Consider the following 26,588-nt stretch of genomic DNA (forward strand, 5'->3'; position numbering starts at 1 on the left):
TTTTAGAGGATATTACTGAACTTACTGATATCTCATATAAATCTTTAATCTTAGACGAGATAAAAACCGAAACTGAGCCGATGGTCTACACTCAAATGCTCTTATATTTGCGGAGCATAAACGACAATGATAAGCTAAAAGTTAAGAAATTTAATATTTCAACGACTGTCGTACCAGCGAAACTACCGAGCTTAGAAGATTTTTACTTGGTGAATGAAGTTTTAGACGAACTATATGATATATTGGATGCCACAAATCCATCTATTAAGGATGCAGCAGAAAACATGCTGTATGGACATCTCTTATATATCTATCCGATTAAACCAAAATTCACAAACCACGAACTGGCGCTTGCTTACGCGCAATATCTACAGGAAATGCTTGGTCAAGAGAGTGTAGAACAGGCAGAGCAAAAGGCGATAGAGTGGATTGAAAAAATTGATAGATTTATGCTTGAAAATGAGCAGTAATTCAATGATTTGAAACAACTTAAGTATATGTTATAATATACTGGTTAATTGAAAATAACGACTTGATGGAGGAAATTGTATTATGTCTCAAACATGGGAAAAGCAAGAAGGAAATGAAGGAATTTTAACAATCACGATTCCTAGTGAAGAATTAGACACTGCTTTAGATGCAGCATTTAAAAAAGTATCCAAGGATATCTCTATCCCTGGTTTCAGAAAAGGTAAAGTACCACGTCAAATGTTCGAAAAACGTTTTGGTGTAGAATCACTTTACCAAGATGCTTTAGATATTCTTCTACCTGAACACTACACTAAAGCTGTTGAAGAAGCTGGAATTAACCCAGTTGCTCAACCAGATGTAGATGTAGAGCAAATCGAAAAAGGTCAAGACGTTATTCTTAAAGCGACAGTTACAGTTGAACCTGAAGTTAAATTAGGTGAATACAAAGGTCTTGAAGGTGAAGAAATCGACACTGAAGTCACTGACGAAGAAGTTGACCACCAAATCGATCATATCTTAACTGAGTACTCTGATTTAGTAGTTAAAGAAGAAGGTACTGTTGAGAATGGTGATATCGCGACAATCGACTTCCACGGTTTCGTTGATGGTGAGGCTTTCGAAGGTGGACACGCACACGATTACGAACTAGAAATCGGTTCTAACTCATTCATTCCTGGCTTTGAAGAGCAAATGGTAGGTATGGAAATCGGTGAAGAGAAAGACGTTACTGTGACTTTCCCTGAAGAATACCATGCTGAAGAGTTAGCTGGTAAAGAAGCTGTCTTCCAAGTTAAAGTCAGCGCACTTAAACAAAAAGAAACACCAGAATTAACTGATGAATTTGTGAGCGAATTAGAAGGTCGTGACGCAAACACAGTTGACGAATTAAAAGCTGAACTTAAAGAACAAGTTCAAAAACAAAAAGAAGAAAATGCTGAAGTGACATTAAAAGAAAGCTTAGTTGCACAAGCTGCTGACAACGCTGAAATTGATGTACCTGATGCAATGGTAGATACTGAAACTGATCGTATGCTACAAGAATTTGAAGCTAATCTTTCACAACAAGGCTTAAACCTTGAACTGTACACTCAACTGTCTGGTCAAGATGAAAACGCCCTACGTGAGCAAATGAAAGAAGATGCTTTAAAACGCGTTCGTACTAACTTAACGTTAAGACAAATCGCTGAAGATGAAAACATCGAAATCACACAAGAAGATGTTGACAACGAAGTGAACCGTCTTGCAGAACAATTCGGTATGCCAGCTGATGATGTTAAAAAAGCTTTAGGTGATGCATCTATGATTAAAGAAGATGTCAAACTACAAAAAGCATTAAACATCTTAGTTGATAACCGTAAACAAGCTGAGTAAATTCTAATATAAAAATAGAAAGAGAAGCTCTACACTTTAGTGTGGAGCTTTTCATCAATGTGCAAGTCAATTGATTTACCGCTGTTTTTCTAGTATATTTACTTGGAACTTAAGAATGAGGTGTATATAAATGTTTAAATTTAACGAAGACGATACTGATCTTACTTGCTCATTCTGCGGTAAAGATCAAGAACAAGTCAAAAAGTTAATTGCTGGTAGTGGTGTGTACATTTGTAACGAATGTATTGAACTCTGCTATGAAATCATACAAGAGGAATTGAAGTTAGACGATACAGCGGTCTTCGACTACATTCCAAAACCACAAGAAATCTTAGAAGCATTAGATGAGTACGTTATTGGTCAAGTTAACGCGAAACGTGCCTTAAGTGTGGCCGTGTACAACCACTACAAACGTATCAACAATGCGAGTGAAGAAGAAGTGGAAATCCAAAAGTCTAACATTGCTTTAATTGGTCCAACAGGTAGTGGTAAAACCCTACTTGCTCAAACACTTGCACGTACTTTAAACGTTCCATTTGCCATCGCAGATGCAACAAGTTTAACTGAAGCAGGTTACGTCGGCGACGATGTTGAAAACATTCTACTTCGTTTAATTCAAGCTGCTGACTTTGACATTGAGCGTGCTGAACAAGGGATTATCTATGTCGATGAGATCGATAAAATCGCGCGTAAGAGTGAAAACACATCAATCACTAGAGATGTTTCTGGTGAAGGTGTACAACAAGCCTTACTTAAAATTTTAGAAGGCACAACAGCAAGTGTGCCACCACAAGGTGGCCGTAAGCACCCTAACCAAGAGTCTATCCAAATTGATACGACAAATATCCTCTTTATTTTAGGTGGAGCCTTCGATGGTATGGAAGATATCATTAAACGCCGCCTTGGTGATAAGGTAATTGGTTTCGGCGGAGCATCTGAAGACTTCTCTGATAAGGATGCACTCTTAGCTAAAGTAAGACCAGATGACCTACAAACTTATGGTCTTATTCCTGAATTCATCGGCCGCGTACCGATTATTAGTAACTTAGAAGAACTTGATGTTGAAGCATTGAAATCAATTCTTACTGAGCCTAAAAATGCCTTAGTTAAACAGTACACTCGTATGATGAATATCGATGATGTGGAACTAGAGTTTGAAGAGGATGCGCTCAACGCAATCTCAGAACTTGCAATTGAAAGAAAAACTGGGGCTCGTGGTCTTCGTTCAATCATCGAAGAACGCATGGTCGACATTATGTTTAAAGTACCTTCTAATGATGACATCAAGAAAGTTGTTATCACTAGAGAAACGATAACTGATGAAAAAGAACCAGAAGTATATGATGAAAATGGTAAGGCCATTGAATCAGATAAGAAAAGTGCATAAATAATTTGAGGCTGTCGTCATAGACAGCCTTTTTTAAAGGAAGTGAACACATGAAAATTAATCCAGCTAATGTTGATATCATTATTTCAGCAGTGTCTAAGGCACAATATCCAGAAACTGGACTCAAAGAAATCGCACTTAGTGGCCGTTCTAATGTTGGTAAATCTTCATTTATTAATGCAATATGTGGCAGAAAAAATGTCGCAAGGACATCTTCAAAACCAGGTAAGACAATCACCTTAAACTTTTACAATGCAGATAATAAGTTCGTCTTTGTTGACGTTCCAGGTTATGGTTATGCCAAGCAGTCTAAGAAAGAGCGTGAAAAGTGGGGCGGAATGATAGAAGAATACCTCACCGAGAGAGAAAATCTCAGCTGTGTCGTCCAACTCATCGACCTCCGTCATCCACCGACACAAGACGATATTTTAATGTATGACTTCTTGAAGCATTATGAATTACCTGTGGTCATTGTGGCGACAAAATCGGATAAGATTGCCAAATCACGTCTGCAAAAACACATTAAAATTATTAAAGAAGACCTAGAATTAGAAGATGGGGATACAATTATTCCATTTTCATCTGTAAATAAAGAAAAACTACCTGAAATTATGACATCTTTAGAAAACTTCATCTAGAAGACTTGAAATATAGGTAGATTAGAATTATTGTAAATAGTGAGATGATTTATTCGTAAAACTGTGTATATACATTTTTACTAGAGTTTTGAGGGGGCAAGACCGTGCATATTATTGCATTAAGTTTAAACTATAAACAAGCGAGTGTAGAGGACAGAGAAAAAGTAACGTTTCAAGATAGTGAAGTCGTTGAAGCATTACATGCACTACGAGACCAAAAAAGTGTCTTAGAAGCGACGCTTTTATCAACGTGTAACCGTACAGAACTTTACGTTGTAAGTGATCAGGAGCATACCGGCGCTTATTATACGAGAAAATTCCTTGCAGACTGGTTCGGTGTAGACTACGAACGCATTAAAAATATGACTGAACTAAAAGTTCAAGATGATGCTGTTAGACATTTGTTTAATGTAACAGCAGGCTTAGATTCGATCGTACTCGGGGAAACTCAAATCCTTGGGCAGATTCGTGATGCCTTTTTAAGAGCGCAAGAAGAACATACGACAGGTACAATCTTTAACAAGCTATTTAAAGAAGCGATTACGGTTGCTAAACGTGGACACAGTGAAACAGATATTTCTAAGAATGCTGTTTCTATGTCTTATGCTGCAGTGGAATTAGCAAAACGTATCTTCCAAAATGTTAAAGAGAGTAAGGTACTCGTAATCGGTGCTGGTGAAATGGCTGAAGAATCACTATTAAACCTTACATCTAACGGTATTGAAGACCTTGTTGTGATTAACCGTTCAATTGAAAAGGCTGAGAAGTTAAGTCAGAAATTTAATGGTAGAGCGGATAGTTTAGCGAATCTAGAAAAAGAATTGAAGAGTGCTGATATCGTGATCTCAAGCACATCTTCTACTGATTTTGTAATTGATAAAGAAATGATGGACCGAGTAAATGAAACCCGCAACGGTTCACCACTGATTTTAATTGATATCGCTATGCCTAGAGACATTGACCCGGCCATTGAAAGCTGTGACAATGTATATATGTACAACGTTGATGATTTACAAGGACTCGTTGATTCAAATCTTGAAACAAGAGAACAAGAAGCAGAAAAAATTAAGGCAATGATTGACGGTTCAACTGCTGAGTTTGAAGACTGGTTACAAGTCCAAGGTGTGGTCCCCGTCATTCAAGCAATGCGAAAAAAAGCATTACAAATACACAGTGATACTTTTGAATCCTTAGAACGTAAGTTACCAGAAATGTCTGAACGTGAACGTACTGTAGTTTCAAAACATATGAAGAGTATCATTAATCAAATGTTAAGAGACCCAATTATCTTCACTAAAGAAATCGCTGGTGATAAAAATAGAGATGACAAGCTTGAAGACATTCAAGCGATGTTCCATATTGAAGAAGAAGTTAAGGCTCAACGTCTAGAAGCTGACCAAAAACAAAGACAAAAGTTACGTGCACGTAAAGAAGAATTGAGACTTAACTGGTAAGGTGGAATTTTATGGACATAATGTTCCGTATACAAGAAATTATCTTACTGCTATATTTCATTAGCCTTTCTGCACTGTCATATGATTTATTTACTAGAAATCGACAAGTCAGAAAGGCTTCTCTGTATGTTATGACACCTGCTGTCGTACTGCATATTATTTCAGTGATACAACTCGGTATTAGCTTAAGAAGAATACCTATTTTGACTTTTTCTGAAGGTATCTTCACCTTAAGTCTAGTGTTGATTTTAATCGGTATTGTACATCTTTATAGGGTGAAAAGTGAGTTTGTGTTCATGTTTTACTTATTGATTACAACATTCTTATTAACCTTCTACACATTCTCACCTCTGAACTTTAGTTCTACAGCCTTGACACTAGATGTGGTGAATGAATTGTTAATTGTCCATGTGGGCAGTGCCTTATTAGCCTATGTAATGTTCTTTATTGCGATGGTGCATTCAGTCATATATTTAATTCAAGAACGAAATTTAAAAACGAAAAAATTCAATAGAACTTTCTTCTCATTGTTCAGTATAGAAACGGCCAAAAAAGTAATGGTTAGATTTTCCCTTATTGGTGTTATCTTACTGACGATAAGTATTATAATAGGAATTGTATGGGGCTTACAGATACTAGGGCCTCTAGTATTTTCTGACTTAAAGGTGATCGGTACATTTGTCGTCATCGTCATTTATGGAATAATTCTCGCACAGATGCGATTAAATCATGATGCGTCCAAGTTTGCAGTCTACAGTACAGCAGCCTTTGTTCTCGTCATGTTGAACTACCTGGTTATTTCGGAGTTCTCAGATTTTCATCTTTGGTCAATATAAGGAGCATATAAATTATGAGGAAACTAGTAGTCGGTTCACGTCGTAGTGGTTTAGCTATGACACAATCAAAGCAATTTATTAAAAAATTACAGGATAAATTCCCGGATCTTGAAATTGAAATTAAAGAAATCGTCACGAAAGGTGACCAAATTGTCGACGTTCAATTATCTAAAGTCGGTGGTAAGGGGCTCTTCGTTAAAGAGATTGAAGCTGCCTTAGAAAACAAGGAAATCGATATGGCCATCCACAGCCTAAAAGATGTTCCGAGTGAGCTACCAGAAGGCTTTACGATTGCTTGTGTCCCTGAACGTGAGGACATGAGAGATGCTTATTTATCGAATGATAAGGTTACATTTAAAAACTTAAAACCTGGTAGTGTAGTGGGGACATCTTCACTCAGACGTGGTGCGCAATTAAAAGCGATGCGTGATGATATTACAGTCAACTGGGTAAGAGGAAACATCGATACGAGAATTAAGAAGATGGAAAATGGCGAGTACGATGCCATTCTACTCGCTGCAGCCGGTCTTAAACGTATGGGTTGGAGTGATGATGTGGTCACTGAATACTTTGAACCTGAAGAGTTCATACCAGCCATTGCCCAAGGTGCTTTAGGCATTGAAGTGCGTGAAGATGACCATGAATTAATTGAAATGCTTAAGAGCGTTCATTCAGATGAGGCGTCACTTTGTACAACGGCTGAGCGTACCTTCTTAAAACGTATGGACGGTTCATGTCAGGTGCCAATTGGCGGTTACGCGACAGTCGAAGATGGGGAACTATATTTAACAGGATTAATCATGTCTGAAGATGGTAACGAACGTTATCTAGTGAAAAAATCCCATGAAGACCCTGAGACTCTGGGTAACTTAGTTGCTGATGAGATGGAAAAAATCGGTGCTAAAGAAATCATTGATATGATTAACGAGAACAATGAGCAGTAAAAGTACAGTCTGTGTCACCCAAATGTCTTGTCAGCTCGATGAGAATGACTTAAGAATTATTCACCGTCCACTGATTACGACAGAAGCTTTGGACTTTGATCAGAAGTGTCTCGACACTGACTACGATTTACTGGTGATGACGAGTAAGAATTCGGTGAAGTATCTCTTACCTTATATGGATTCGCTTAAAGTAAGACGCATTGCTTCAATTGGTAAAAAAACAACTGAAGCCTTGGCTGACGCTGGGATTACGGTAGACTTTGAACCTGACGTCTATACTCAAGAAGGTTTTATCGAAGAGATTAACATTTCACCAGGTGATAAGATCCTCTATCCAGCGAGTCTAAACAAAAGGCCTAAGTTAAGGGATTATATGATAGATCAAGGTGCGATTGTTACTGAAATCGATCTGTATTATCCGAAGGCGAATACTGATTCTGTTCAGTGGATCAGTAATCATTTAGCTCATATCGATTTTCTTACCTTATCATCACCATCCGCGGTCGAAGCACTGATGACTGACCTTGAAGCCGACGCTTTAACAGATACAACAGTCATTGCTATCGGAGCAGTGACCAAAGAACGTTTAGATAAATACAAAGTACCAGCAGAAACACCAGAACATGAAACATTAGATCATATGATAACTTATATTAAGGAGCGTATTCGTGATGAATTTTGACAGACATCGCCGCTTAAGAAAAAGTGGCTTCATGAGAGATATGGTGCGTGAAACAACACTATCAGTAAATGATTTGATTTACCCGATTTTTGTTGTTGAGAAGCCAGATGTAAAAAAAGAAGTACCTTCAATGAAGGGTGTTTACCAGATCTCGCTAAATCTCTTAAAAGAAGAGTTAGATGAGGTGGTTAGACTCGGCATTAAAAACGTTATCTTCTTTGGTATTCCGAATGAAAAAGATGCTGAAGGCACAGGTGCCTATCACGATCACGGTATCGTTCAAGAGGCATGTCGCCTGTCAAAACAACATTACCCTGAGCTGTTAGTGATCTTAGATACATGTCTTTGTGAATACACAGACCACGGTCACTGTGGCTTAATTGACCCGGTAACTAAAGATGTTGATAATGATTCAACGCTACCACTACTTGTACAGACTGCCGTGTCACAGGCAAAAGCCGGTGCGGATATTATTGCACCATCAAACATGATGGACGGTTTTGTGAGTGAAATCAGACAAGGCCTAGATGAGGCTGGCTATAGTCACATTCCTATTATGAGTTACGGCATTAAATACGCTTCTAAATTCTACGGACCATTTAGAGATGCTGCGGAGTCGACGCCATCATTTGGTGACCGTAGAACGTATCAAATGGATCCGGCTAATCGTCTTGAGGCCCTCCGTGAATTAGAGAGTGATACCCTAGAAGGTGCGGATATGATGATTGTTAAACCTGCACTGTCTTATTTAGATATTATACGAGATGTCAAAAACAATTCTAATTTACCGATTGTTGCTTATAATGTCAGCGGTGAATATGCAATGACACGTACAGCAATTGATATGGGCTTAGTCGATGAGGCAGTGATTGCTGAACAAATGATCTCAATGAAACGTGCCGGTGCGGATATGATCATTACTTACTTTGCTAAAGAATTAGCTGAAAAAATCAATAGAGGAGAGATATAAATGTACGACAAGTCAAAAGCACTATATGATGACGCAGTCAAAGTGATGCCGGGTGGCGTTAACTCCCCAGCACGTGCTTTTAAGTCCGTCGGTGACCATCCATTATTCATCGACCACGCCAAAGGAAGTCGTGTGTATGATGTTGATGGCAATGAATACATTGATTACTCCTTGAGCTTTGGACCATTAATTTTAGGTCATGCGGATGATCAGGTTGTAAAAAGTCTCCAAGAAGCAGCGGTTAAAGGAACTTCATTCGGTGCGCCAACTGAACTAGAAACCAAAATGGCGAACCTTGTGCTTGACCGTGTACCATCTATAGAGATGTTACGTATGGTTTCTTCAGGTACAGAAGCGACACTTGCTGCGCTTCGTTTAGCACGTGGTTTCACAGGTAAAAATAAGATTCTTAAATTTGAAGGTTGCTACCATGGACATAGTGACTCTCTATTAATTAAAGCAGGTTCAGGTGTGGCAACACTCGGTCTACCAGATTCTCCAGGTGTACCAGAAGGTACGGCCAAAAATACAATTACTGTACCTTATAATGATGAAGCAAGCTTAAAAGAAGCTTTTGAAAAATTTGGTGATGATATCGCTGCAGTGATTATGGAACCTGTTGCAGGTAATATGGGCGTTGTACCGCCAAAAGAAAATTACCTACAGTTTGTTAGAGATATTACAAATGAATATGACAGCCTCTTAATCTTCGATGAAGTCATGACTGGATTTAGAGTTGGCTATAACTGTGCTCAAGGATTCTTTGGTGTCACGCCAGATTTAACATGTCTTGGTAAGGTTATTGGTGGTGGCTTACCAGTCGGTGCTTACGGTGGCCGTAAGGATATTATGGAAAGAATCGCGCCAGTTGGAGACATCTATCAGGCAGGGACTTTATCTGGTAATCCATTAGCTATGACTGCAGGTTATGAAACCTTAAGTCAGTTGAATGAAGAGAGTTATGAGTACTTCAATGAACTAGCAGACCAATTAGAAAGTGGCTTGAAATCAGTATTCGATAAGCATGAACAAGCGATTACTGTAAACCGTGCAGGTTCAATGATTGGCTTCTTCTTAACTGACCAGGACGTTGTTGATTTTGATTCTGCTAATACATCTGATTTAGAATTATTTAAAGATATGTACCAAGCACTCCTCAGTGAGGGTGTTTACTTACCACCTTCACAATTCGAAGGCATGTTCTTATCAACGAAACATACAAGTGAAGACATCAAACAAACCTTACAAGCATTCGATAATGCATTAAGTAAAGTTAAGGGTAAATAATTTAGAATTTGTACTTCATCACTGAATAATTATGTGTATAATAGTAGTGATAGAATTAATTGGGGGGTAAAAGAATATGAGTGACAAAAAGCGTCCGACTGGTAAAAAGGTTGATGGACAGCCTCGCTACATCGACAAAAATGAAACAGGAAATACGAAAGGTACTGCAAACCTTTACTGGTTAATTCCGGTAATCATTGTTGTGCTCATCATTCCAGTTATGATTTTCCACCTAGGTGGCGGTGGTGGTGAAGAAACCGCATCTGAAGGTGAAAGTACTGAAGAAACAGCAGATTCTGGTGAAGAGTCAGGTGGCGAAGAAGGTGCTGAGTCTGAAGAAGGCGGCGGTGAAGAAGCTGCATCAAGTGGTGATGCTGATGCCGAAGGTATCGCTCGCGACAACTGTGCATCTTGTCACGGTGAAGACTTCTCTGGTGCTATGGGACCTGCCTTAGCAGGGACTTCATTAGCTGAAGATGAGTTCCAAACAATTGTCCGTGAAGGTCAAGGCTCAATGCCTGCTTTCAGTGAAGATCAAGTAGCAGAAGAAGAATTAACAGCTTTATATCAATTCTTTAGTGAACAATAGTGTTTATATAGACAAACTCATTATTTGAGTTTGTCTTTTTTCATTTTAAGCAAGTTACTGTAAATTTACATATTAATAAGTTATTATTATTAATGAATAAGTTATATATAAGGTGATGTTATGAAGTTTCTTCGACTCTTGCTGCTCATTCTTATTGCGGCATTGATTTCATTGGGCCTTTCTGCTGTTGGTATGATCCTACCTTGGCTGTTCGGTTCAATGATTGCAACCATACTCTATATTAGATTAGTTAAAAAAGAACTATTTTTCCCACCTTGGCTCGGTAACCTCGGTGTCATGATCATGGCAACTGAGATCGGCTCAACCTTAACCTTAGATGCCCTAGGTGATATGAAAGATGATCTTTTAAATATCTTTTTAATGACAATCTTCGTATTACTACTCAGCTTAGCGCTCTCACGCTTCTTCATTTACTTAACGAAAAGTACACCTGAAACTGCCATCTTAGCATCCGTACCTGGTGCCTTATCTCAAATGTTGATTATGGCAGAGGAAGAAAAGAATGCAGATATTCTATTGGTGACATTGACTCAGATGTCCCGCATTGTTTTAATCGTCTTGATTGTGCCTTTTGTGGCAGGCTTGTTTGCTGGTTCAAATGATATACCTTTAGCGACGACATCTGTAGATTATGTCACATCTGTTTTTACTTATCCGATGCTCATTATTCCTGTAGCGAGCATACTTTTAATTTATATTTTCGATAAAATACGCTTCCCAGCGAGCCTGATGCTTGGACCTATTATTGTCATGATTATTTGGAACTTAACGACGGGTATTGAATTTTCTTTGAATATTGAATTTATTAATGTGGCACAAATACTCTTTGGTATTAGAATTGGTCTACAAATTGCTTCCTTGATGTCACAGCTCAGTAAGCGATTGATTTTTTCCATCTTACTGCAAAACTTAATGCTGATTTTTGGTACAATGTTTATCGTTTTTATATTCCAAATTTTTACCTCACATCAGTTCAACGACTTATTCTTAAGTGCGGCACCTGGTGGTCTCGGTCAAATTATTGTTATCGCCATTGAAACAGGCGGTAATATTCCAATGATCTCGTCCTACCATATCTTTAGAATATTCTTCATTATTATCGTTGTCGTACCGATTGTTGGTTACTATCTAAGATACTTGAATAAACGCCGTCATAGCAGTTAAAGCCGCTTGACAGTTTCAAATTATTCGCATAAGATTAATCTATAATATTTAAGTGCAGAAGAGTATTCTGCTGCGGGTGTTAAGAGAGTAAACGGCGGTGTGAGTTTACCGAAGCAGTAGGTGAAAGTAGTCTGTGTTCAGTTTCGTGCGAAAGGAAATCGACTAGTGCGAGACGTGTGATGAGCGTTAATCATCAATTGAGATGCAGGCGAACTCGCCTGAATTTAGGTGGCACCGCGGAACTCCGTCCTATTGTTAGGACAGGAGTTTTTTTGTTTTTTAATTTAAAGGAGTGATTATATGGAAATGTCAACGAAGTACAATCCGACTGAAGTTGAAAAAGGCAAATATGAAAAGTGGGTGGAAGCTGGCCTATTTAAATCAGATGTAGCGAGTGATAAGGCACCATTTTCTATCGTTATTCCACCGCCGAATGTCACAGGTAAGTTACACCTTGGACATGCTTGGGATACGACTTTACAAGATATCATTACACGCATGAAACGCATGCAAGGTTATGATGTGCTTTACTTACCGGGTATGGACCATGCGGGGATTGCCACTCAGGCTAAAGTAGACGCAAGACTCCGTGAATCTGGCATTAACCGTCACGACATCGGCCGTGAGAAATTTTTAGAACACTCATGGAACTGGAAAGAGGAATACGCGAGTCATATTCGAGCACAGTGGGCGAAACTTGGACTCGGACTCGATTACGACAAAGAAAGATTTACCTTAGATGAAGGTCTGTCTAAAGCAGTTCGTAAGACCTTTGTAGACCTTTATAACAAGGGCTTAATTTACCGTGGTGAGTATATTATTAACTGGGACCCGGAAACACAGACTGCATTGTCTGATATCGAAGTCATTCACCAGGATATTGAAGGGAAGTTCTACCACGTTAAGTATCCTTTAACAGACGGTTCTGGTTTCTTAGAAATTGCGACGACACGTCCAGAGACAATGCTCGGTGATACGGCAGTTGTTGTTCACCCGGATGACGAACGTTATCAGGACTTTATTGGTAAAACTGTAGAGCTACCTATTGTGGGTAGACAATTACCGATTATTGCTGATGACTATGTTGAAAAAGACTTTGGTTCAGGTGCCATGAAGGTCACGCCTGCCCATGACCCAAATGACTTTGAAATTGGTAACCGTCATGATCTTGAACGAATTAACGTCATGCATCCAAACGGTGTTATCAATGAACTTGGTGGTCAATATGAAGGTATGGACCGTTTTGAATGCCGTAAACAACTAGTGAAAGATTTAGATGAGGCAGGTTACCTCATTAAAGTTGAAGACCATATGCACTCAGTCGGTCACTCTGAGAGAAGTGGTGCGATTGTTGAGCCTTACCTATCCACGCAGTGGTTTGTAAGCATGAAACCTCTAGCAGAAAAGAGTTTGAATAACCAGGACACAGATCAGCGTATTGATTTTGTCCCAGGACGTTTTGAACATACTTTTAATGGCTGGATGGAGAACATACGTGACTGGGTAATCTCACGTCAACTCTGGTGGGGTCATAGAATTCCAGCCTGGTACCACAAGGAAACAGGTGAGCTTTATGTTGGTATAGAGGCGCCTGTTGACTCAGAAAACTGGGAACAGGATGAAGATGTGTTAGATACTTGGTTCTCAAGTGCCCTATGGCCGTTTTCTACTTTGGGTTGGCCAGAAGATACGGCTGACTTAAAGAAATATTTCCCAACGAATGTATTAGTGACAGGTTATGATATTATCTTTTTCTGGGTCGCGAGAATGATCTTCTCATCACTTGAACATACAGGTCAAAAACCGTTCTCTGACGTACTTTTACACGGACTTGTGCGTGATGAACAAAACCGTAAGATGTCGAAATCACTCGGTAACGGTGTCGATCCAATGGATGTTATTGAAAAATACGGTGCCGATGCACTCCGTTATTTCCTAGCGACCGGTTCAACACCTGGTCAAGACCTCCGCTACAGTGATGACAAGGTTGAAAGTATCTGGAACTTTATAAATAAGATCTGGAATGCTTCAAGATTCTCACTCATGAATATCGGTGAAGATTTCGGCTTAGAAGATATTGATTTAAGTGGTGAGAAATCACTAGCAGATAAGTGGATCTTAACGCGTCTAAACGACACGATTAGAGACGTGACACGTCTATCTGATGACTATGAGTTTGGTGAAGTTGGGCGTCTCTTATATAACTTTATTTGGGATGATTTCTGTGATTGGTATATCGAGATGGCAAAAGTACCGATGACTTCAGGTAGTGATAGTGATAAGCATATGACACGCTCAGTGCTTCTTTATACGCTGGATAAAATTCTGAAGATGTTACACCCGTTCATGCCGTTTGTTACAGATGAAATCTACCAAGCGATTACTAAAGACGAATCGATTGTCGTGAGTGACTATCCTGTCGTTGATGATTCTTTAAGCTATGATGATGCGAAGTTAGAGATGGAACTATTAGTGGCAATTATTAAATCTGTAAGAACGACGAGAAATGAAGTGAACACGCCGTTATCTAAGCCGATCGACATTAATATCGAAGTAAAAGATGATCAAAGACGTCAGGCGGTTGAGCGCAACAAACATTATATTGAGCGCTTTACGAACCCTGAGACTTTATCGATTAGTGATTTTATAGAAAAACATGACGATGACAAAACGGACGTTGTCAAAGGCGCGACAGTTGTCTTACCACTTGCTGGCTTAATCGATAAGGAAGAGGAAATCGAAAGACTAGAAAATGAACTGAATCGTTTAAATGGTGAATTGAAGCGTGTTAAAGGTAAATTATCTAATGAGAAGTTCGTAAGTAATGCACCAAAAGACATCGTTGAAGCAGAACGACAAAAAGAAGCCGGCTACCAGAGTCAGTATGATGAAGTTGAAAATAGACTCTCTAGCTTGAAAGGTGAGTAAAGACCGATGAATTATCAAGACAGCCTACAATGGATACACGAACGCACAAAATTTGGTATTAAACCTGGCATCAAGCGTATGGAATGGATGTTAGAACGATTTGACCATCCTGAGAAAAACATTACCGGTGTGCATATTGTCGGAACGAATGGTAAAGGCTCGACGCTGTCGTATATGAGAAATGCACTTAACCATAACGATTACAGTGTTGGAACCTTTACTTCGCCTTATATAGAAGTGTTCAATGAACGCATTTCAGTTGATGGCTCACCGATATCTGATGAAGATATTGCTGAACTTGCCACACTTGTTCGTCCAGTCAGTGAAGCGATGGTATCTGAGACGGATCTTGGGAATGCAACAGAATTTGAGATTATTACTATGATGATGTTTGTTTACTTCGGTCGCCTACACCCAGTGGATATCGTCTTAGTTGAAGCTGGACTCGGTGCGACCAATGACTCGACGAACGTATTCTCGCCAGTGATGACCTTACTAACCAGTATTGGACTCGATCACGTGGATATCTTAGGCGATACCTTACTCGATATTGCGAGAGATAAGTCAGGTGTGATTAAAGCAGGCGTTCCTTTAGTCTTCAACGTTAAAGATGACGCTTGCCGTGATTATATCTATAAGGTACTCGATGAAAAGAATGCTAAAGGTGTTGAACTAGAAAGAGACATCATTTTGACGACTAATGGCGAAGAATTTAGCTTTAAATATGGACGCTATGATTTCGATGACATTAAACTCGATATGCTCGGTCGCCATCAACAAGAAAACGCGTCGATTGCTATTGCAGCCTTGTTAGAAATGCAAGAAGCGGGTGTGGTGAGTTTAGACGTCAACAAGATGATTACTGGTGTTGAACGTACTTACTGGAGCGGTAGAATCGAAAAGATTTCCCACTCACCCTTAGTGATAATGGACGGTGCCCATAATAATGAAGCTGTCGATGCCTTAGTTGCAACCATGCGTGAATCATATAGTGATAAAAAAATCACGGTACTCTTTTCAGCAGTCAAAGGTAAGCCCTTAGACAGCATGGTATCTAAAATCGGCATGATCGCTGATACATTTGTCGTAACAGAATTCGACTTCTTTAAAGCCGAAAAAGGTGACGTATTGTTTGATGCCATCGAGCATCCAGATAAGCACTATGTCGAAGACTATATGGAATATATCCGTAATTTTTCAGGAGACTTGCTCCTCATTACAGGCAGCTTGTACTTTATCAGTGAGATAAAACAACAATTGAAGTAGAGTTTGCATGCCCACCTTATATGCGTATGAGGTGGGTTTTTGTTTGGGTTGTTAGGGAAGGGGGCTTACCGGCACTCTGTGGGGGTGACAGCGTCCCGCTAGACTAATATCGGATCACTGTGGTGCTGACAGCGACCCGTTAGACTAATATTGGCTCACTGTGAAGCTGACAGCGACCCGTTAGACTAATATCGGATCACTGTAGACCTGACAGCGGGCCGCAAGAGTTATATCGGCTCACTGTGAAGTTGACAGCGGGTCGCTAGACTAATATCGGCTCTCTGTGGCCCCGACAGCGGGCCGTCATTATGCCCACCACCAACAACCATCAGCCCCAAAAGCAAAAAAACCTGGCAGGAACAACCTATAAAAGGGGATCCTACCAGGCCTCAATTAGTCAAAACTTAAAGTGATGGTCCATTACCATCGTTTTTGTTGCCTTCAACGGCTTTAAGAGAGTCTCTCATTTCACGTAGTAATACAAGTTGCTCGTCTTCTGCTTCTTCTTCAACGAAGCGGTTACCAGATAGTTTGTTAACCACTTTAACGAATACGAATACTGCAGCACCGATGATGATGAAGTCGATGATTGCTTGAATGAACACACCGTAAGTAATACCCATGTAGCTCCATTCTGAAGCAAAGTCTGTGTTACCGAAAATCAACGCGATAGACGGCATGATGATGTTGGCAACGAGTGCCTCAACGATCTTACCGAAGGCAGCACCGATAACAACTGCGACTGCAAGGTCTAGAATGTTACCACGAAGCATAAAATCTTTAAATTCTTGCCACATAAAATAGCCTCCCTAGATTAAATTAAAATAAAAACAAGTGAATCGTAATAATACAGGAAAAATTATCATCAAGCAAGTTTATATTTTCAATTTTATGCTATTTTAACAAAAAATCAATGAGCAATTTACTTATAATGATTTATTATTAATGATATTATAATAAATAATAATAACTTAATTAACTGTTAGCTTATTCGTATCATTAGATTATGTTCATGCATTTACTTTATGAATATATTCAGTATACAATTAAGATGACTAAATTTAGAGGGGGCTTTTAATTATGTCAAATAACGTAAAGGAACATTCCCGCAGCACTTTATCGGTTAATGGTAAGGACTACACTTACTATAGCTTACAGTCACTCGTTGACAACGGCGCAAGTCAGTCACAAAATTTACCTTACTCAATCCGTGTGCTACTGGAATCTGTCTTACGTCAATATGACGGTAAGGTGATTACTGAAGATCACATCGAAGCATTAGCAAATTGGGACAAAGGGGATATCAAAGGGAAAGAGGTGCCTTTTAAACCTTCCCGTGTTATTCTTCAAGACTTCACTGGTGTACCAGCAGTTGTCGATTTAGCTTCATTACGTAAAGCCATGGACGATGTTGATGGGGACGTCCAAAAAATCAACCCTGAAGTACCAGTAGACCTAGTCATTGACCACTCAGTTCAAGTTGATGAATATGGTACTTTAAACGCACTTCAAAAGAACATGGAGCTTGAGTTCCAAAGAAATATGGAGCGTTATGAATTCTTACGCTGGGCAACGAAGGCATTTGATAACTATCAAGCAGTACCACCAGCAACGGGTATCGTTCACCAAGTGAACTTAGAATACCTTGCAAATGTCGTTCATAACAGAGAAGAAGAGGGTACGAACGTACTTTATCCAGATACACTTGTTGGTACAGACTCCCATACAACAATGATCAATGGTCTTGGTGTACTTGGTTGGGGTGTTGGTGGTATCGAAGCTGAAGCAGGTATGCTTGGCCAACCTTCATACTTCCCAGTACCTGAAGTAATCGGTGTACGTATGACGAATGCTTTACCTGAAGGGACAACTGCAACGGACTTAGCACTTCGCGTAACAGAATTGTTACGACAAAAAGGTGTGGTTGGTAAATTTGTAGAATTCTTCGGTGAAGGTGTTACAGCCTTACCATTAGCTGACAGAGCAACTATTGCCAACATGGCACCTGAATACGGTGCGACATGTGGCTTCTTCGCTGTAGATGAAGAAACGTTAGACTACCTTAAACTTACAGGTCGCGACACTGAACACATCGACTTAGTTAGAGCATATCTGAAAGAGAATAATTTATTCTTTGACCCTGCAGTAGAGCCAACTTACACAGATGTTGTTGAACTTGACTTATCTACAGTTGAGCCATCACTTGCGGGACCAAAACGTCCACAGGACTTAATTAATCTTTCTGATATGAAAGATGAGTATAGAAAATCTGTCACTGCTGAAAGTGGTAACCACGGTCATGGTTTAACAGAAGAAAAGTTTAACAAAACAGCAACAGTGAACTACAATGACGGTGACTCTGAAGAACTGAAAACAGGGGACTTAGTCATTGCAGCGATTACGTCTTGTACAAACACATCTAACCCATACGTTATGTTAGGTGCTGGACTCATTGCTAAAAAAGCAGTTGAGAAAGGTTTATCTGTACCGAAGTACGTAAAAACTTCACTGGCACCTGGTTCAAAAGTTGTTACAGGTTACCTAGCTGATTCAGGCTTACAACCTTACCTTGATCAACTCGGTTTCACACACGTTGGTTACGGTTGTACAACATGTATCGGTAACTCAGGTCCATTACGCCCAGAAGTGACTGAAACGATTGTAGATAACGACATGCTCGTTTCATCAGTACTATCTGGTAACCGTAACTTCGAAGGTCGTATTCACCCGCTTGTTAAAGCGAACTACCTAGCATCACCACAACTCGTTGTTGCTTATGCTTTAGCAGGTACAGTAGATATCGATCTTAGAAATGACCCAATCGGACAAGATAAAGAAGGTAATGACGTATACATGAAAGATATCTGGCCGTCAATTCAAGAGGTTAGAGATACTGTAATGTCTACGGTCACACCTGAACTATTTAGAAAAGAATACGAAACTGTATTTGATTCAAATGAAACATGGAATGAAATTGATGTAACAGATGCACCATTATACGATTTTGCAGATGAATCGACTTACATTCAAAACCCTTCATTCTTCCAAAAATTATCCAAAGAAGCGGGTACAATTGAGCCGTTAAACGGCCTACGTGTACTTGGTAAATTCGGGGATTCAGTCACAACGGACCACATCTCACCAGCCGGTGCAATCGGTAAAGATACACCAGCAGGGCAGTGGTTAATTGAACAAGGCGTATCACCTAGAGACTTTAACTCTTATGGTTCACGTCGTGGTAACCATGAAGTGATGGTACGTGGTACATTCGCGAACATCCGTATTAGAAACCAAATTGCACCAGGTACAGAAGGTGGCTATACAACTTACTGGCCAACAGGTGAAGTGATGAGTATCTATGATGCATCACAAAACTACCAAAAAAATGGTACAGGCCTTGTAGTCATCGCTGGTGACGATTACGGAATGGGTTCAAGTCGTGACTGGGCAGCTAAAGGTACAAACCTACTAGGCGTTAAAGCAGTTATCGCGGCAAGCTACGAACGTATTCACCGTTCAAACCTAGTGATGATGGGTGTACTCCCTCTACAGTTTGTCAACGGAGAAAATGCTGAAGATCACGGCTTAGATGGTTCTGAAACATTTGATATCAATATTGATGAATCCGTTACAGCTGGAGAAATCATCGATGTTGTCGCAACGAAAGAAAACGGCGACAAAGTGACGTTCAAAGCAAAAGTACGCTTTGACTCTGAAGTAGAAGCAGATTACTACCGTCATGGTGGTATCCTACAGCTTGTACTACGTAACAAAATCGCATCGTAAGTAAAGAGAGGCATAAATTAAGTCCATCAGAACTTATTGTTCTGATGGACTTATCTTTCTTTTACATAAATGTAATCTTCGGTTCAGTTTTACTTTTAATACGTTTCATATTGGGTATATGCTTAACTATGACAACGATGCCGAGGATGATACCAAAGATGATCATAAACCAATCTGAGGTAAACATGACACCAATTAATAAGGCGAGTGCTGCAAATACACTCGATAGGGAAACGTATTTCGATAGTTTTAAGGTAATTAAAAATGTTGATACTAACACTATAAACAGAATTGGGTTCGCAGCAAGTATGGCACCACCACCCGTTGCAACAGCTTTCCCACCTTTGAATTTTAAAAAGATAGAATAGACGTGTCCGAGTGCTGCAACGACACCGTAAATCACGACAGGAAAGTCACCAGTCACATCGACGAGCATGGCGACCCAAACTGGAATCGCACCTTTTAAAATATCGAGAATAAGGACGACAATTCCTGCCTTTTTTCCGAGGATGCGAAAGGTATTCGTTGTACCCACATTACCGCTGCCATGTTGTCTTAAATCAATGTTGTAAAATAATTTACTGATAATTAGACTGAACGGAATTGACCCAAACAGGTAGGAAAAGATTAATAAAATAAGAACTGTATACAATAGATTATCCCCTTTTTATTATCAGGTACTAACAGTTTACCATATATCTTTAAATTATCACATAATTATATAAAGTTACCATTAATATTATTATGTAAACTAATGACAAAACATTCTTGCAAAATGTTTGGATTTACGTAAAAATAGATAAGTAGATTAATTTAACGAACATACGTTTGTATTGTTTGTAGGAGGATACAGACTTGGCTAAAGAAACCGGATATAATGATGAATCCATACAAATACTAGAGGGACTAGAAGCAGTAAGAAAACGTCCGGGTATGTACATCGGTTCAACCGATACGAGAGGACTACATCACCTGGTATATGAGATTACGGACAATGCTGTTGATGAGATTATTAACGGCTACGGTGATGAAATCAATATTACAATCAATAAGGACGAAAGCATTACAGTTAGAGACAATGGCCGTGGGATACCAACAGGTATGCATGCTAGCGGTGTACCGACTGCTGAGGTCATATTTACGGTACTACACGCCGGCGGGAAGTTCTCTTCAGGCTCCTATAAGTCGTCAGGGGGACTACATGGTGTAGGGTCTTCTGTTGTAAATGCGCTCAGTGAACACTTAAAACTCCGTTCATTTAGAAACGGTAAAATATATGAGATTACTTTTAAAGATGGCGGCAAGGTCGACACGCCATTAAAAGAAGTCGGTAAGACAAAAGAGACAGGGACAGAAGTCACTTTTAAAGCAGATCCTGAAATCTTTAAACAGACGATCGCCTTTAACTTCGAAACGATTGTTGAAAGAATGCGTGAGTCTGCCTTCTTAACTCGTGGGCTTAAAATTACCATTAATGATAAAAGAACTGATGAAGAAGAAATATTCCAATATGATGATGGTCTGAAATCATTCATTAGCTTCTTAAATGAAGGTAAGGATGACATTGGTGAAATCGTCATGTTTGAAGGGACTTATAATGAAATGGTCGCAGAAGTTGCCTTTCAGTTTAACGACCAATACTCTGAAACAATCTTCTCCTTTGTCAATAACGTCCGTACTAAAGACGGCGGTACCCATGAGGTCGGTTTTAAGACCGGTTTCACTCGAGTCTTTAATGAATATGCCCGTAAAATTGGTGAGTTAAAAGATAAGGATAAGAACCTAGAAGGCTCTGACATTAGAGAAGGTCTAACAGCCGTCATTTCGATTAAACTCCCAGAACACCTCCTACAATTTGAAGGACAAACGAAAGGGAAGCTTGGTACGAGTGAGGCGAGAAACTTACTGGAGACACTCCTTACAGATCAACTCCCATACTTCTTAGAAGAGAACGGGGCCTTATCGACTCAACTTGTTAAAAAGGCAATTAAGGCAAGACAGGTGAGAGAGGCTGCCAGAAAGGCACGTGAGGATGCGCGTAGTGGTAAAAAGAACAAGAGTAAGGATACTTTACTATCTGGTAAGTTGACACCCGCACAAAGTAAGAACGCTAAGAAAAATGAATTGTTCTTAGTTGAGGGTGACTCTGCAGGTGGCTCAGCCAAACAAGGTCGTGACCGCCGTTTCCAGGCGATCTTGCCGCTACGTGGTAAGGTCATTAATACTGAAAAGGCGAAATTTGAAGATATCTTCAAAAATGAAGAAATTAATACGATTATCCATACGATTGGTGCGGGTGTCGGTAATGATTTTAAAGTAGAGGACTCAAACTACGACAAGATTATTATTATGACCGATGCAGATACGGACGGTGCGCACATCCAAGTCTTACTCCTCACTTTCTTCTTTAATTACATGAGACCACTGTTTGAAGCAGGTAAGATTTACATTGCCTTACCACCACTCTTTAAGTTAGAGAAGAAGGGTAAGAAAAAAGATGTCCAATACGTGTGGACTGAAGATGAACTAGAAGTAGCTCAAAGAGAGATGGGTTCAAATGTTGAACTCCAGCGCTATAAAGGTCTCGGTGAGATGATGGCTGAACAGCTATGGGAAACGACTATGAATCCAGAGACACGTACTTTAATTCAAGTGCGCATTGAAGATGAAGCCCTGTCACTTAAACGTGTGACGACACTGATGGGCGATAATGTAGAAATCAGACGTAAATGGATCGATTCAAACGTCTCCTTCACCCTAGAAGAAGGTACAAGTATCTTAGATAATCAAGATGTAGAAAAATTAGCAGAAAGTGATGAAGACTATGGCAGAGCATAATCCATTACAACAATTAAAGCTAGAAGATGTTATTGGCGACCGCTTCGGACGCTATAGTAAGTACGTCATTCAAGACCGTGCTATTCCAGATGTAAGAGATGGCCTAAAACCGGTACAAAGACGTATTCTTTACGCGATGTATAAAGAAGGAAACACTTTCGATAAAAACTATCGTAAGAGTGCGAAGACTGTCGGTAATGTGATTGGTAACTACCACCCACATGGTGAGAGTTCGATTTATGATGCCATGGTCCGCCTTGGCCAAGACTGGAAGATGCGTGAAGAGTTAATTCTGATTCACGGTAACAAGGGGAGTGTCGACGGTGACCCTGCAGCAGCCATGCGTTATACAGAAGCAAAGCTTGCTGAGATATCAGGAGAGCTCTTAAAAGATTTAAATAAGAACACAGTGCCTTTTATCGATAACTTTGATGATACAGAAAAAGAACCTGCGGTCTTACCGGCGAAGTTTCCAAACTTACTCGTCAACGGTGCAACAGGGATTTCAGCGGGTTATGCTACTGATATTCCACCGCACAACTTAGCGGAAGTGATCGATGCGACCTTAAAGGTGATCGATAAGCCGTCAGCAACAATCGATGAACTCATGGAATTTGTTAAGGGACCAGACTTCCCAACAGGTGCCATTATTCAAGGTAAGAATGAGCTGAAAAAAGCTTATACAACTGGTAAGGGACGCGTCGTCGTTCGCAGTGTGGTCAATAAGGAAGAAACAAGGGGCAATAAGGTACTGATTGTCATCACTGAAATTCCTTTTGAAGTGAACAAGGCGAACTTGGTTAAAAAGATGGATGAAATCCGTGCAGATAGAAAAGTGGACGGTATTATTGAAGTCCGTGATGAGACGGACCATGAAGGTCTAAGAATCGTCATTGAAGCGAGAAAAGATGCCAATATCGATGCGATTATCAATTATCTCTATAAGAAGACGGATTTACAAGTCTCATATAACTTTAATATGGTGGCAATATCCGACCGTGCACCGAAGTTGATGGGCTTAAAAGATATTTTAGAAGCTTATATCCGTCACCAAGAAATCGTTATTACTAACCGTTCGAAATATGAGCTCGAACATGCTCAAAAACGTATGCATATTATCGAAGGCTTAATCAAGGCGCTATCAATCTTAGATGAAGTTATTAAAACGATTCGTGAATCTGAGAATAAGAGAAACGCCAAAGAAAACTTAATTGAACGCTATAGTTTTACAGAAGCTCAAGCTGAAGCCATTGTCATGCTACAACTTTACCGTTTAACGAATACGGACGTTGTAGAGCTTGAAACGGAGCAAAACGAATTAGAGTTTCAAATCAACCAATTAAATGAAATTTTAAATGATCCAAAGAAACTAAAAAGTGTGATCAAGTCTGAACTTAGACAGATTAAGAAAAAATATACTTCAGAGCGTTTAACTGTCATAGAAGACGAAATCCAAACGATTGAAATTTCTAAAGAGCAGTTAATTGCTAAAGAAGAAGCAGTTGTCTCACTGACTAAGGAAGGCTATGTCAAGCGAACAAGCATCCGTTCTTATAATGCCTCTAATTTCGATGAAATTGGTATGCGTGAAGGTGATAACGTTTTGTTCTCGACGTTCTCAAATACACTAGAACAACTGCTCATCTTCACTAATCTTGGAAATTATATGATTATCCCGGTCCATGACCTTCAAGATATTAGATGGAAAGATATGGGACAACACCTGTCATCCCGTTTCAATTTAAAATCGAATGAAGCACCGATTTATGCGATGACCTTAGAGCAGTTTAGTCAAGATATTAATGTGGTCATGTCGACAAAATCCGGTCAGGTGAAACAGACTGCTTTAAGTGAATTTGAAGCTTCGAGAATTTCAAGGCCAATCGTTAACATGAAACTTAAAGCGAATGATGAAGTCATTGATGTGTCCTTGGCAAAAGAAGCACAAGATTTATTATTTATTACATCTAAAGGTCTGTCATTAAGATATGCCCTAGACCAAGTATCTGAAACAGGACTAAAATCTCAAGGTGTCAAGGCGATGAATGTTAAGCCTGATGATCATCTCGTTTTAGGTCGTGTGATTCCAAATGAGGGTAATTTAATTACGGTATCAAACCGTGGTGCGGTTAAACGAACGAAATTATCTACCTTTGAACATGGTAATCGTGCCCAAGTTGGCTCAATGTTGTATAAAGATATCAAGTCAAAACCACATGTAATTATCGGTGCAACCATTGTAGAAGATGGAAAGAATGTTAACATAGACTTATTAGCAGATGATCACAGTCATAGAACAAAAGCCAATGAAGTGCGAATCAGTGGTAAATATTCTAATGGTTCTTTCGTCGTCGATGAGGATACTTTCGGTCAGGTCAAACGCGTACATTTCTCTCAAATAGAAGAAGAGAAAAAATAAAGGGGAGGAATTGAATGCAAGACTTTTTAAATGTTTTTGAACAAGCAGTCAATTTTTTAAATGATTTACTGTGGCAAGAGGTCTTAATTGGACTATTAATTATCGCTGGACTATATTTCTCATTTACAACGCGTTTTGTCCAGTTTAGATGGTTAAAAATTATGTTTTCTTCACTCGGTGAAAAACGAGCGAAGATGCCAGACGGAACGAAAGGGATTTCCTCATTCCAGGCCTTTACAATCAGTGCGGCCCAGCGTATTGGGACAGCGAATATCGCGGGTGTCGCAACTGCTATTGTGGTCGGTGGTCCTGGGGCAGTATTTTGGATGTGGATTGTCGCACTCTTAGGTGCAGCATCAGCATTCTTTGAAGCGACACTTGCCCAAGTGTATAAGGTTAGAGATTCAGAAAGTGGATTTCGTGGTGGCCCGGCCTACTATATGACAAAAGGTTTGAATCAAAAGGGTATTGGCTACATATTTGCGATTCTCATGACCATTACTTTTGGTGTGGTCTTTGTCATGCTACAGTCAAACACCATTGCCAATGCTTATGATGAAGCCTTCAACGTAGATACTTGGCTGTCCGGTGTCATCGTTGCAGCAGTCGTTGGCTTAGTAATCTTTGGTGGAGCCAAATGGATTGCCAATGTCGCAACTGCCATTGTGCCGATCATGGCAGGACTCTATCTTTTACTGATTACCATAATTCTTGTTATGAACTATGACATGATTATCCCGATGCTACAAACGATTGTTATGAATGCCTTTGGTTTAGAAGAAGTCTTTGGTGGTGCTTTAGGTGCGGCCATTATCAATGGTTTCCAGCGTGGACTCCTTTCCAATGAAGCGGGTATGGGTTCAGCACCGAACGCAGCAGCATCAGCTGCCGTTCGTCACCCAGTTCAACAAGGACTGATCCAGTCCTTAGGTGTATACTTCGATACAATTATCGTCTGTACAGCAACAGCCATTGTAATTTTAATGTATACAGACTTAAGCTTTGGTGCCGATGCACCCCAAGGTATCCAAGTGACTCAAGCAGCGATGGACCAACAATTCTTCGGTTACGGTGGAACGATCATTGCAGTATTTATCCTATTATTTGCCTTTACGACAATTCTAGGAAACTATTTCTATGCACAAAGTAACTTAAGTTTCATTGTGGATAATAAGAAAGTAACGACCGCATTTAGAATCATTGTGACTATTATGACTCTAGTCGGTGCAGTTTTAGGTGTTCAGCTCGTGTGGACCTTAGCTGACCTCTTCATGGCCTTCTTAGCCATTATTAACTTAATGATGGTGGTTGCCTTAAGTCCGCTGGTGTTTGAAGTCATGCGGGACTATAAGGAACAAAAGGACCGCGGAGAATCACCGATTTTCTATGCGAAAAACATCACCTACAAACTGCCTGATGATAATCAGTGGGGCAATGAGGATTATAGAAAAGACGAAGATGATAAGTAAGAACATGAGCCAACCGACAAAAATCGGTTGGTTCTTTCTTGTCTAGAAAAATTGAAATATGGTAAGGT

General features: G+C 39.7%; 20 protein-coding genes and 1 other annotated feature. Of the genes, 18 read left to right on the forward strand and 2 right to left on the reverse strand.

Going from position 1 to position 26,588, the window contains the following annotated elements; genetic code table 11:
* Positions 1-95: 95 nt before the first annotated feature.
* From JEM45_RS01375 to JEM45_RS01440, 14 genes are all read left to right on the forward strand, one after another.
* Complete coding sequence (locus tag JEM45_RS01375) at positions 96-470, forward strand: hypothetical protein (protein WP_198687588.1); 375 nt, start codon at positions 96-98, stop codon at positions 468-470.
* 82 nt (positions 471-552) lie between these two features.
* Entirely contained in the window at positions 553-1,842 is a 1,290-nt protein-coding gene (gene tig / locus JEM45_RS01380; protein WP_026866226.1) for a trigger factor, read from the forward strand.
* 130 nt (positions 1,843-1,972) lie between these two features.
* Entirely contained in the window at positions 1,973-3,229 is a 1,257-nt protein-coding gene (gene clpX / locus JEM45_RS01385; RefSeq protein WP_198687589.1) for an ATP-dependent Clp protease ATP-binding subunit ClpX, read from the forward strand.
* A gap of 50 nt (positions 3,230-3,279) precedes the next feature.
* Positions 3,280-3,867, forward strand: coding sequence for a ribosome biogenesis GTP-binding protein YihA/YsxC (yihA, locus tag JEM45_RS01390; protein ID WP_026866228.1), 588 nt, complete (start codon positions 3,280-3,282; stop codon positions 3,865-3,867).
* Positions 3,868-3,971: 104 nt separating this feature from the next.
* Entirely contained in the window at positions 3,972-5,321 is a 1,350-nt protein-coding gene (gene hemA / locus JEM45_RS01395) for a glutamyl-tRNA reductase (protein WP_198687590.1), read from the forward strand.
* Positions 5,322-5,332: 11 nt separating this feature from the next.
* A complete protein-coding gene (ccsA, locus tag JEM45_RS01400; protein ID WP_198687591.1) occupies positions 5,333-6,157 on the forward strand; it encodes a cytochrome c biogenesis protein CcsA in 825 nt (274 codons plus the stop codon).
* A 14-nt stretch (positions 6,158-6,171) separates the two neighbouring features.
* Entirely contained in the window at positions 6,172-7,101 is a 930-nt protein-coding gene (gene hemC / locus JEM45_RS01405; RefSeq protein WP_026866231.1) for a hydroxymethylbilane synthase, read from the forward strand.
* A gap of 22 nt (positions 7,102-7,123) precedes the next feature.
* Positions 7,124-7,783, forward strand: a complete 660-nt coding sequence (locus tag JEM45_RS01410; RefSeq protein ID WP_169515932.1) for a uroporphyrinogen-III synthase — start codon at positions 7,124-7,126, stop codon at positions 7,781-7,783.
* Positions 7,773-8,753 carry a porphobilinogen synthase gene (gene hemB, locus JEM45_RS01415; RefSeq protein ID WP_198687946.1) on the forward strand — a complete coding sequence of 327 codons (981 nt, stop codon included), beginning with the start codon at positions 7,773-7,775 and terminating at the stop codon, positions 8,751-8,753. The genes JEM45_RS01410 and hemB overlap by 11 nt, the downstream gene beginning before the upstream one ends.
* Positions 8,754-10,040, forward strand: a complete 1,287-nt coding sequence (gene hemL / locus JEM45_RS01420; protein ID WP_198687592.1) for a glutamate-1-semialdehyde 2,1-aminomutase — start codon at positions 8,754-8,756, stop codon at positions 10,038-10,040.
* Between the two features lie 76 nt (positions 10,041-10,116).
* Positions 10,117-10,629, forward strand: a complete 513-nt coding sequence (locus JEM45_RS01425) for a c-type cytochrome (protein WP_084145687.1) — start codon at positions 10,117-10,119, stop codon at positions 10,627-10,629.
* Positions 10,630-10,749: 120 nt separating this feature from the next.
* Positions 10,750-11,814 (forward strand): AbrB family transcriptional regulator, encoded by a 1,065-nt coding sequence (locus JEM45_RS01430; protein WP_198687593.1) that lies wholly within the window; start codon positions 10,750-10,752, stop codon positions 11,812-11,814.
* Positions 11,815-11,855: 41 nt separating this feature from the next.
* Positions 11,856-12,069 (forward strand) — a binding site (T-box leader).
* A 45-nt stretch (positions 12,070-12,114) separates the two neighbouring features.
* Complete coding sequence (locus JEM45_RS01435; protein WP_198687594.1) at positions 12,115-14,742, forward strand: valine--tRNA ligase; 2,628 nt, start codon at positions 12,115-12,117, stop codon at positions 14,740-14,742.
* Positions 14,743-14,748: 6 nt separating this feature from the next.
* Positions 14,749-16,008, forward strand: coding sequence for a bifunctional folylpolyglutamate synthase/dihydrofolate synthase (locus JEM45_RS01440; RefSeq protein ID WP_198687595.1), 1,260 nt, complete (start codon positions 14,749-14,751; stop codon positions 16,006-16,008).
* 404 nt (positions 16,009-16,412) lie between these two features.
* Here JEM45_RS01440 and mscL read toward each other — a convergent pair whose 3' ends face one another.
* Positions 16,413-16,805, reverse strand: coding sequence for a large conductance mechanosensitive channel protein MscL (mscL, locus tag JEM45_RS01445; protein WP_026866239.1), 393 nt, complete (start codon positions 16,803-16,805; stop codon positions 16,413-16,415).
* 283 nt (positions 16,806-17,088) lie between these two features.
* Here mscL and acnA point away from each other — a divergent pair, with 283 nt between their 5' ends.
* Complete coding sequence (acnA, locus tag JEM45_RS01450) at positions 17,089-19,794, forward strand: aconitate hydratase AcnA (RefSeq protein WP_198687596.1); 2,706 nt, start codon at positions 17,089-17,091, stop codon at positions 19,792-19,794.
* A gap of 61 nt (positions 19,795-19,855) precedes the next feature.
* On the opposite strand, the gene plsY is transcribed toward acnA, so the two are convergent.
* Positions 19,856-20,446: a glycerol-3-phosphate 1-O-acyltransferase PlsY gene (gene plsY, locus JEM45_RS01455; RefSeq protein WP_026866241.1), complete on the reverse strand. Its 591-nt coding sequence runs from the start codon at positions 20,444-20,446 to the stop codon at positions 19,856-19,858.
* Positions 20,447-20,649: 203 nt separating this feature from the next.
* Between plsY and parE the strand changes: the two genes are divergently transcribed.
* From parE to JEM45_RS01470, 3 genes are read left to right on the forward strand one after another with little or no spacing between them, the layout of a single operon-like run.
* The gene (parE, locus tag JEM45_RS01460; RefSeq protein WP_026866242.1) at positions 20,650-22,632 is read left to right on the forward strand and encodes a DNA topoisomerase IV subunit B; all 1,983 of its coding nucleotides are present in this window, start codon (positions 20,650-20,652) and stop codon (positions 22,630-22,632) included.
* A complete protein-coding gene (parC, locus tag JEM45_RS01465; protein WP_198687597.1) occupies positions 22,619-25,051 on the forward strand; it encodes a DNA topoisomerase IV subunit A in 2,433 nt (810 codons plus the stop codon). Before parE ends, parC begins: the two co-directional genes overlap by 14 nt.
* Before the next feature lie 14 nt (positions 25,052-25,065).
* The gene (locus JEM45_RS01470) at positions 25,066-26,520 is read left to right on the forward strand and encodes an alanine/glycine:cation symporter family protein (RefSeq protein ID WP_026866244.1); all 1,455 of its coding nucleotides are present in this window, start codon (positions 25,066-25,068) and stop codon (positions 26,518-26,520) included.
* The last annotated feature ends 68 nt before the right edge of the window (positions 26,521-26,588 follow it).

Source organism: Jeotgalicoccus sp. ATCC 8456, assembly GCF_016313225.1.
Taxonomy (GTDB): domain Bacteria; phylum Bacillota; class Bacilli; order Staphylococcales; family Salinicoccaceae; genus Jeotgalicoccus; species Jeotgalicoccus marinus.

Bases quoted from the DNA above. Each gene is read 5' to 3' on its own strand.
- JEM45_RS01375 (WP_198687588.1), top strand. From the start codon at position 96: ATGCTCTTATATTTGCGGAGCATAAACGACAATGATAAGCTAAAAGTT.
- tig (WP_026866226.1), top strand. From the start codon at position 553: ATGTCTCAAACATGGGAAAAGCAAGAAGGAAATGAAGGAATTTTAACA.
- clpX (WP_198687589.1), top strand. From the start codon at position 1,973: ATGTTTAAATTTAACGAAGACGATACTGATCTTACTTGCTCATTCTGC.
- yihA (WP_026866228.1), top strand. From the start codon at position 3,280: ATGAAAATTAATCCAGCTAATGTTGATATCATTATTTCAGCAGTGTCT.
- ccsA (WP_198687591.1), top strand. From the start codon at position 5,333: ATGGACATAATGTTCCGTATACAAGAAATTATCTTACTGCTATATTTC.
- hemC (WP_026866231.1), top strand. From the start codon at position 6,172: ATGAGGAAACTAGTAGTCGGTTCACGTCGTAGTGGTTTAGCTATGACA.
- JEM45_RS01410 (WP_169515932.1), top strand. From the start codon at position 7,124: ATGTCTTGTCAGCTCGATGAGAATGACTTAAGAATTATTCACCGTCCA.
- hemB (WP_198687946.1), top strand. From the start codon at position 7,773: ATGAATTTTGACAGACATCGCCGCTTAAGAAAAAGTGGCTTCATGAGA.
- hemL (WP_198687592.1), top strand. From the start codon at position 8,754: ATGTACGACAAGTCAAAAGCACTATATGATGACGCAGTCAAAGTGATG.
- JEM45_RS01425 (WP_084145687.1), top strand. From the start codon at position 10,117: ATGAGTGACAAAAAGCGTCCGACTGGTAAAAAGGTTGATGGACAGCCT.
- JEM45_RS01430 (WP_198687593.1), top strand. From the start codon at position 10,750: ATGAAGTTTCTTCGACTCTTGCTGCTCATTCTTATTGCGGCATTGATT.
- JEM45_RS01435 (WP_198687594.1), top strand. From the start codon at position 12,115: ATGGAAATGTCAACGAAGTACAATCCGACTGAAGTTGAAAAAGGCAAA.
- JEM45_RS01440 (WP_198687595.1), top strand. From the start codon at position 14,749: ATGAATTATCAAGACAGCCTACAATGGATACACGAACGCACAAAATTT.
- mscL (WP_026866239.1), bottom strand. From the start codon at position 16,805: ATGTGGCAAGAATTTAAAGATTTTATGCTTCGTGGTAACATTCTAGAC.
- acnA (WP_198687596.1), top strand. From the start codon at position 17,089: ATGTCAAATAACGTAAAGGAACATTCCCGCAGCACTTTATCGGTTAAT.
- parC (WP_198687597.1), top strand. From the start codon at position 22,619: ATGGCAGAGCATAATCCATTACAACAATTAAAGCTAGAAGATGTTATT.
- JEM45_RS01470 (WP_026866244.1), top strand. From the start codon at position 25,066: ATGCAAGACTTTTTAAATGTTTTTGAACAAGCAGTCAATTTTTTAAAT.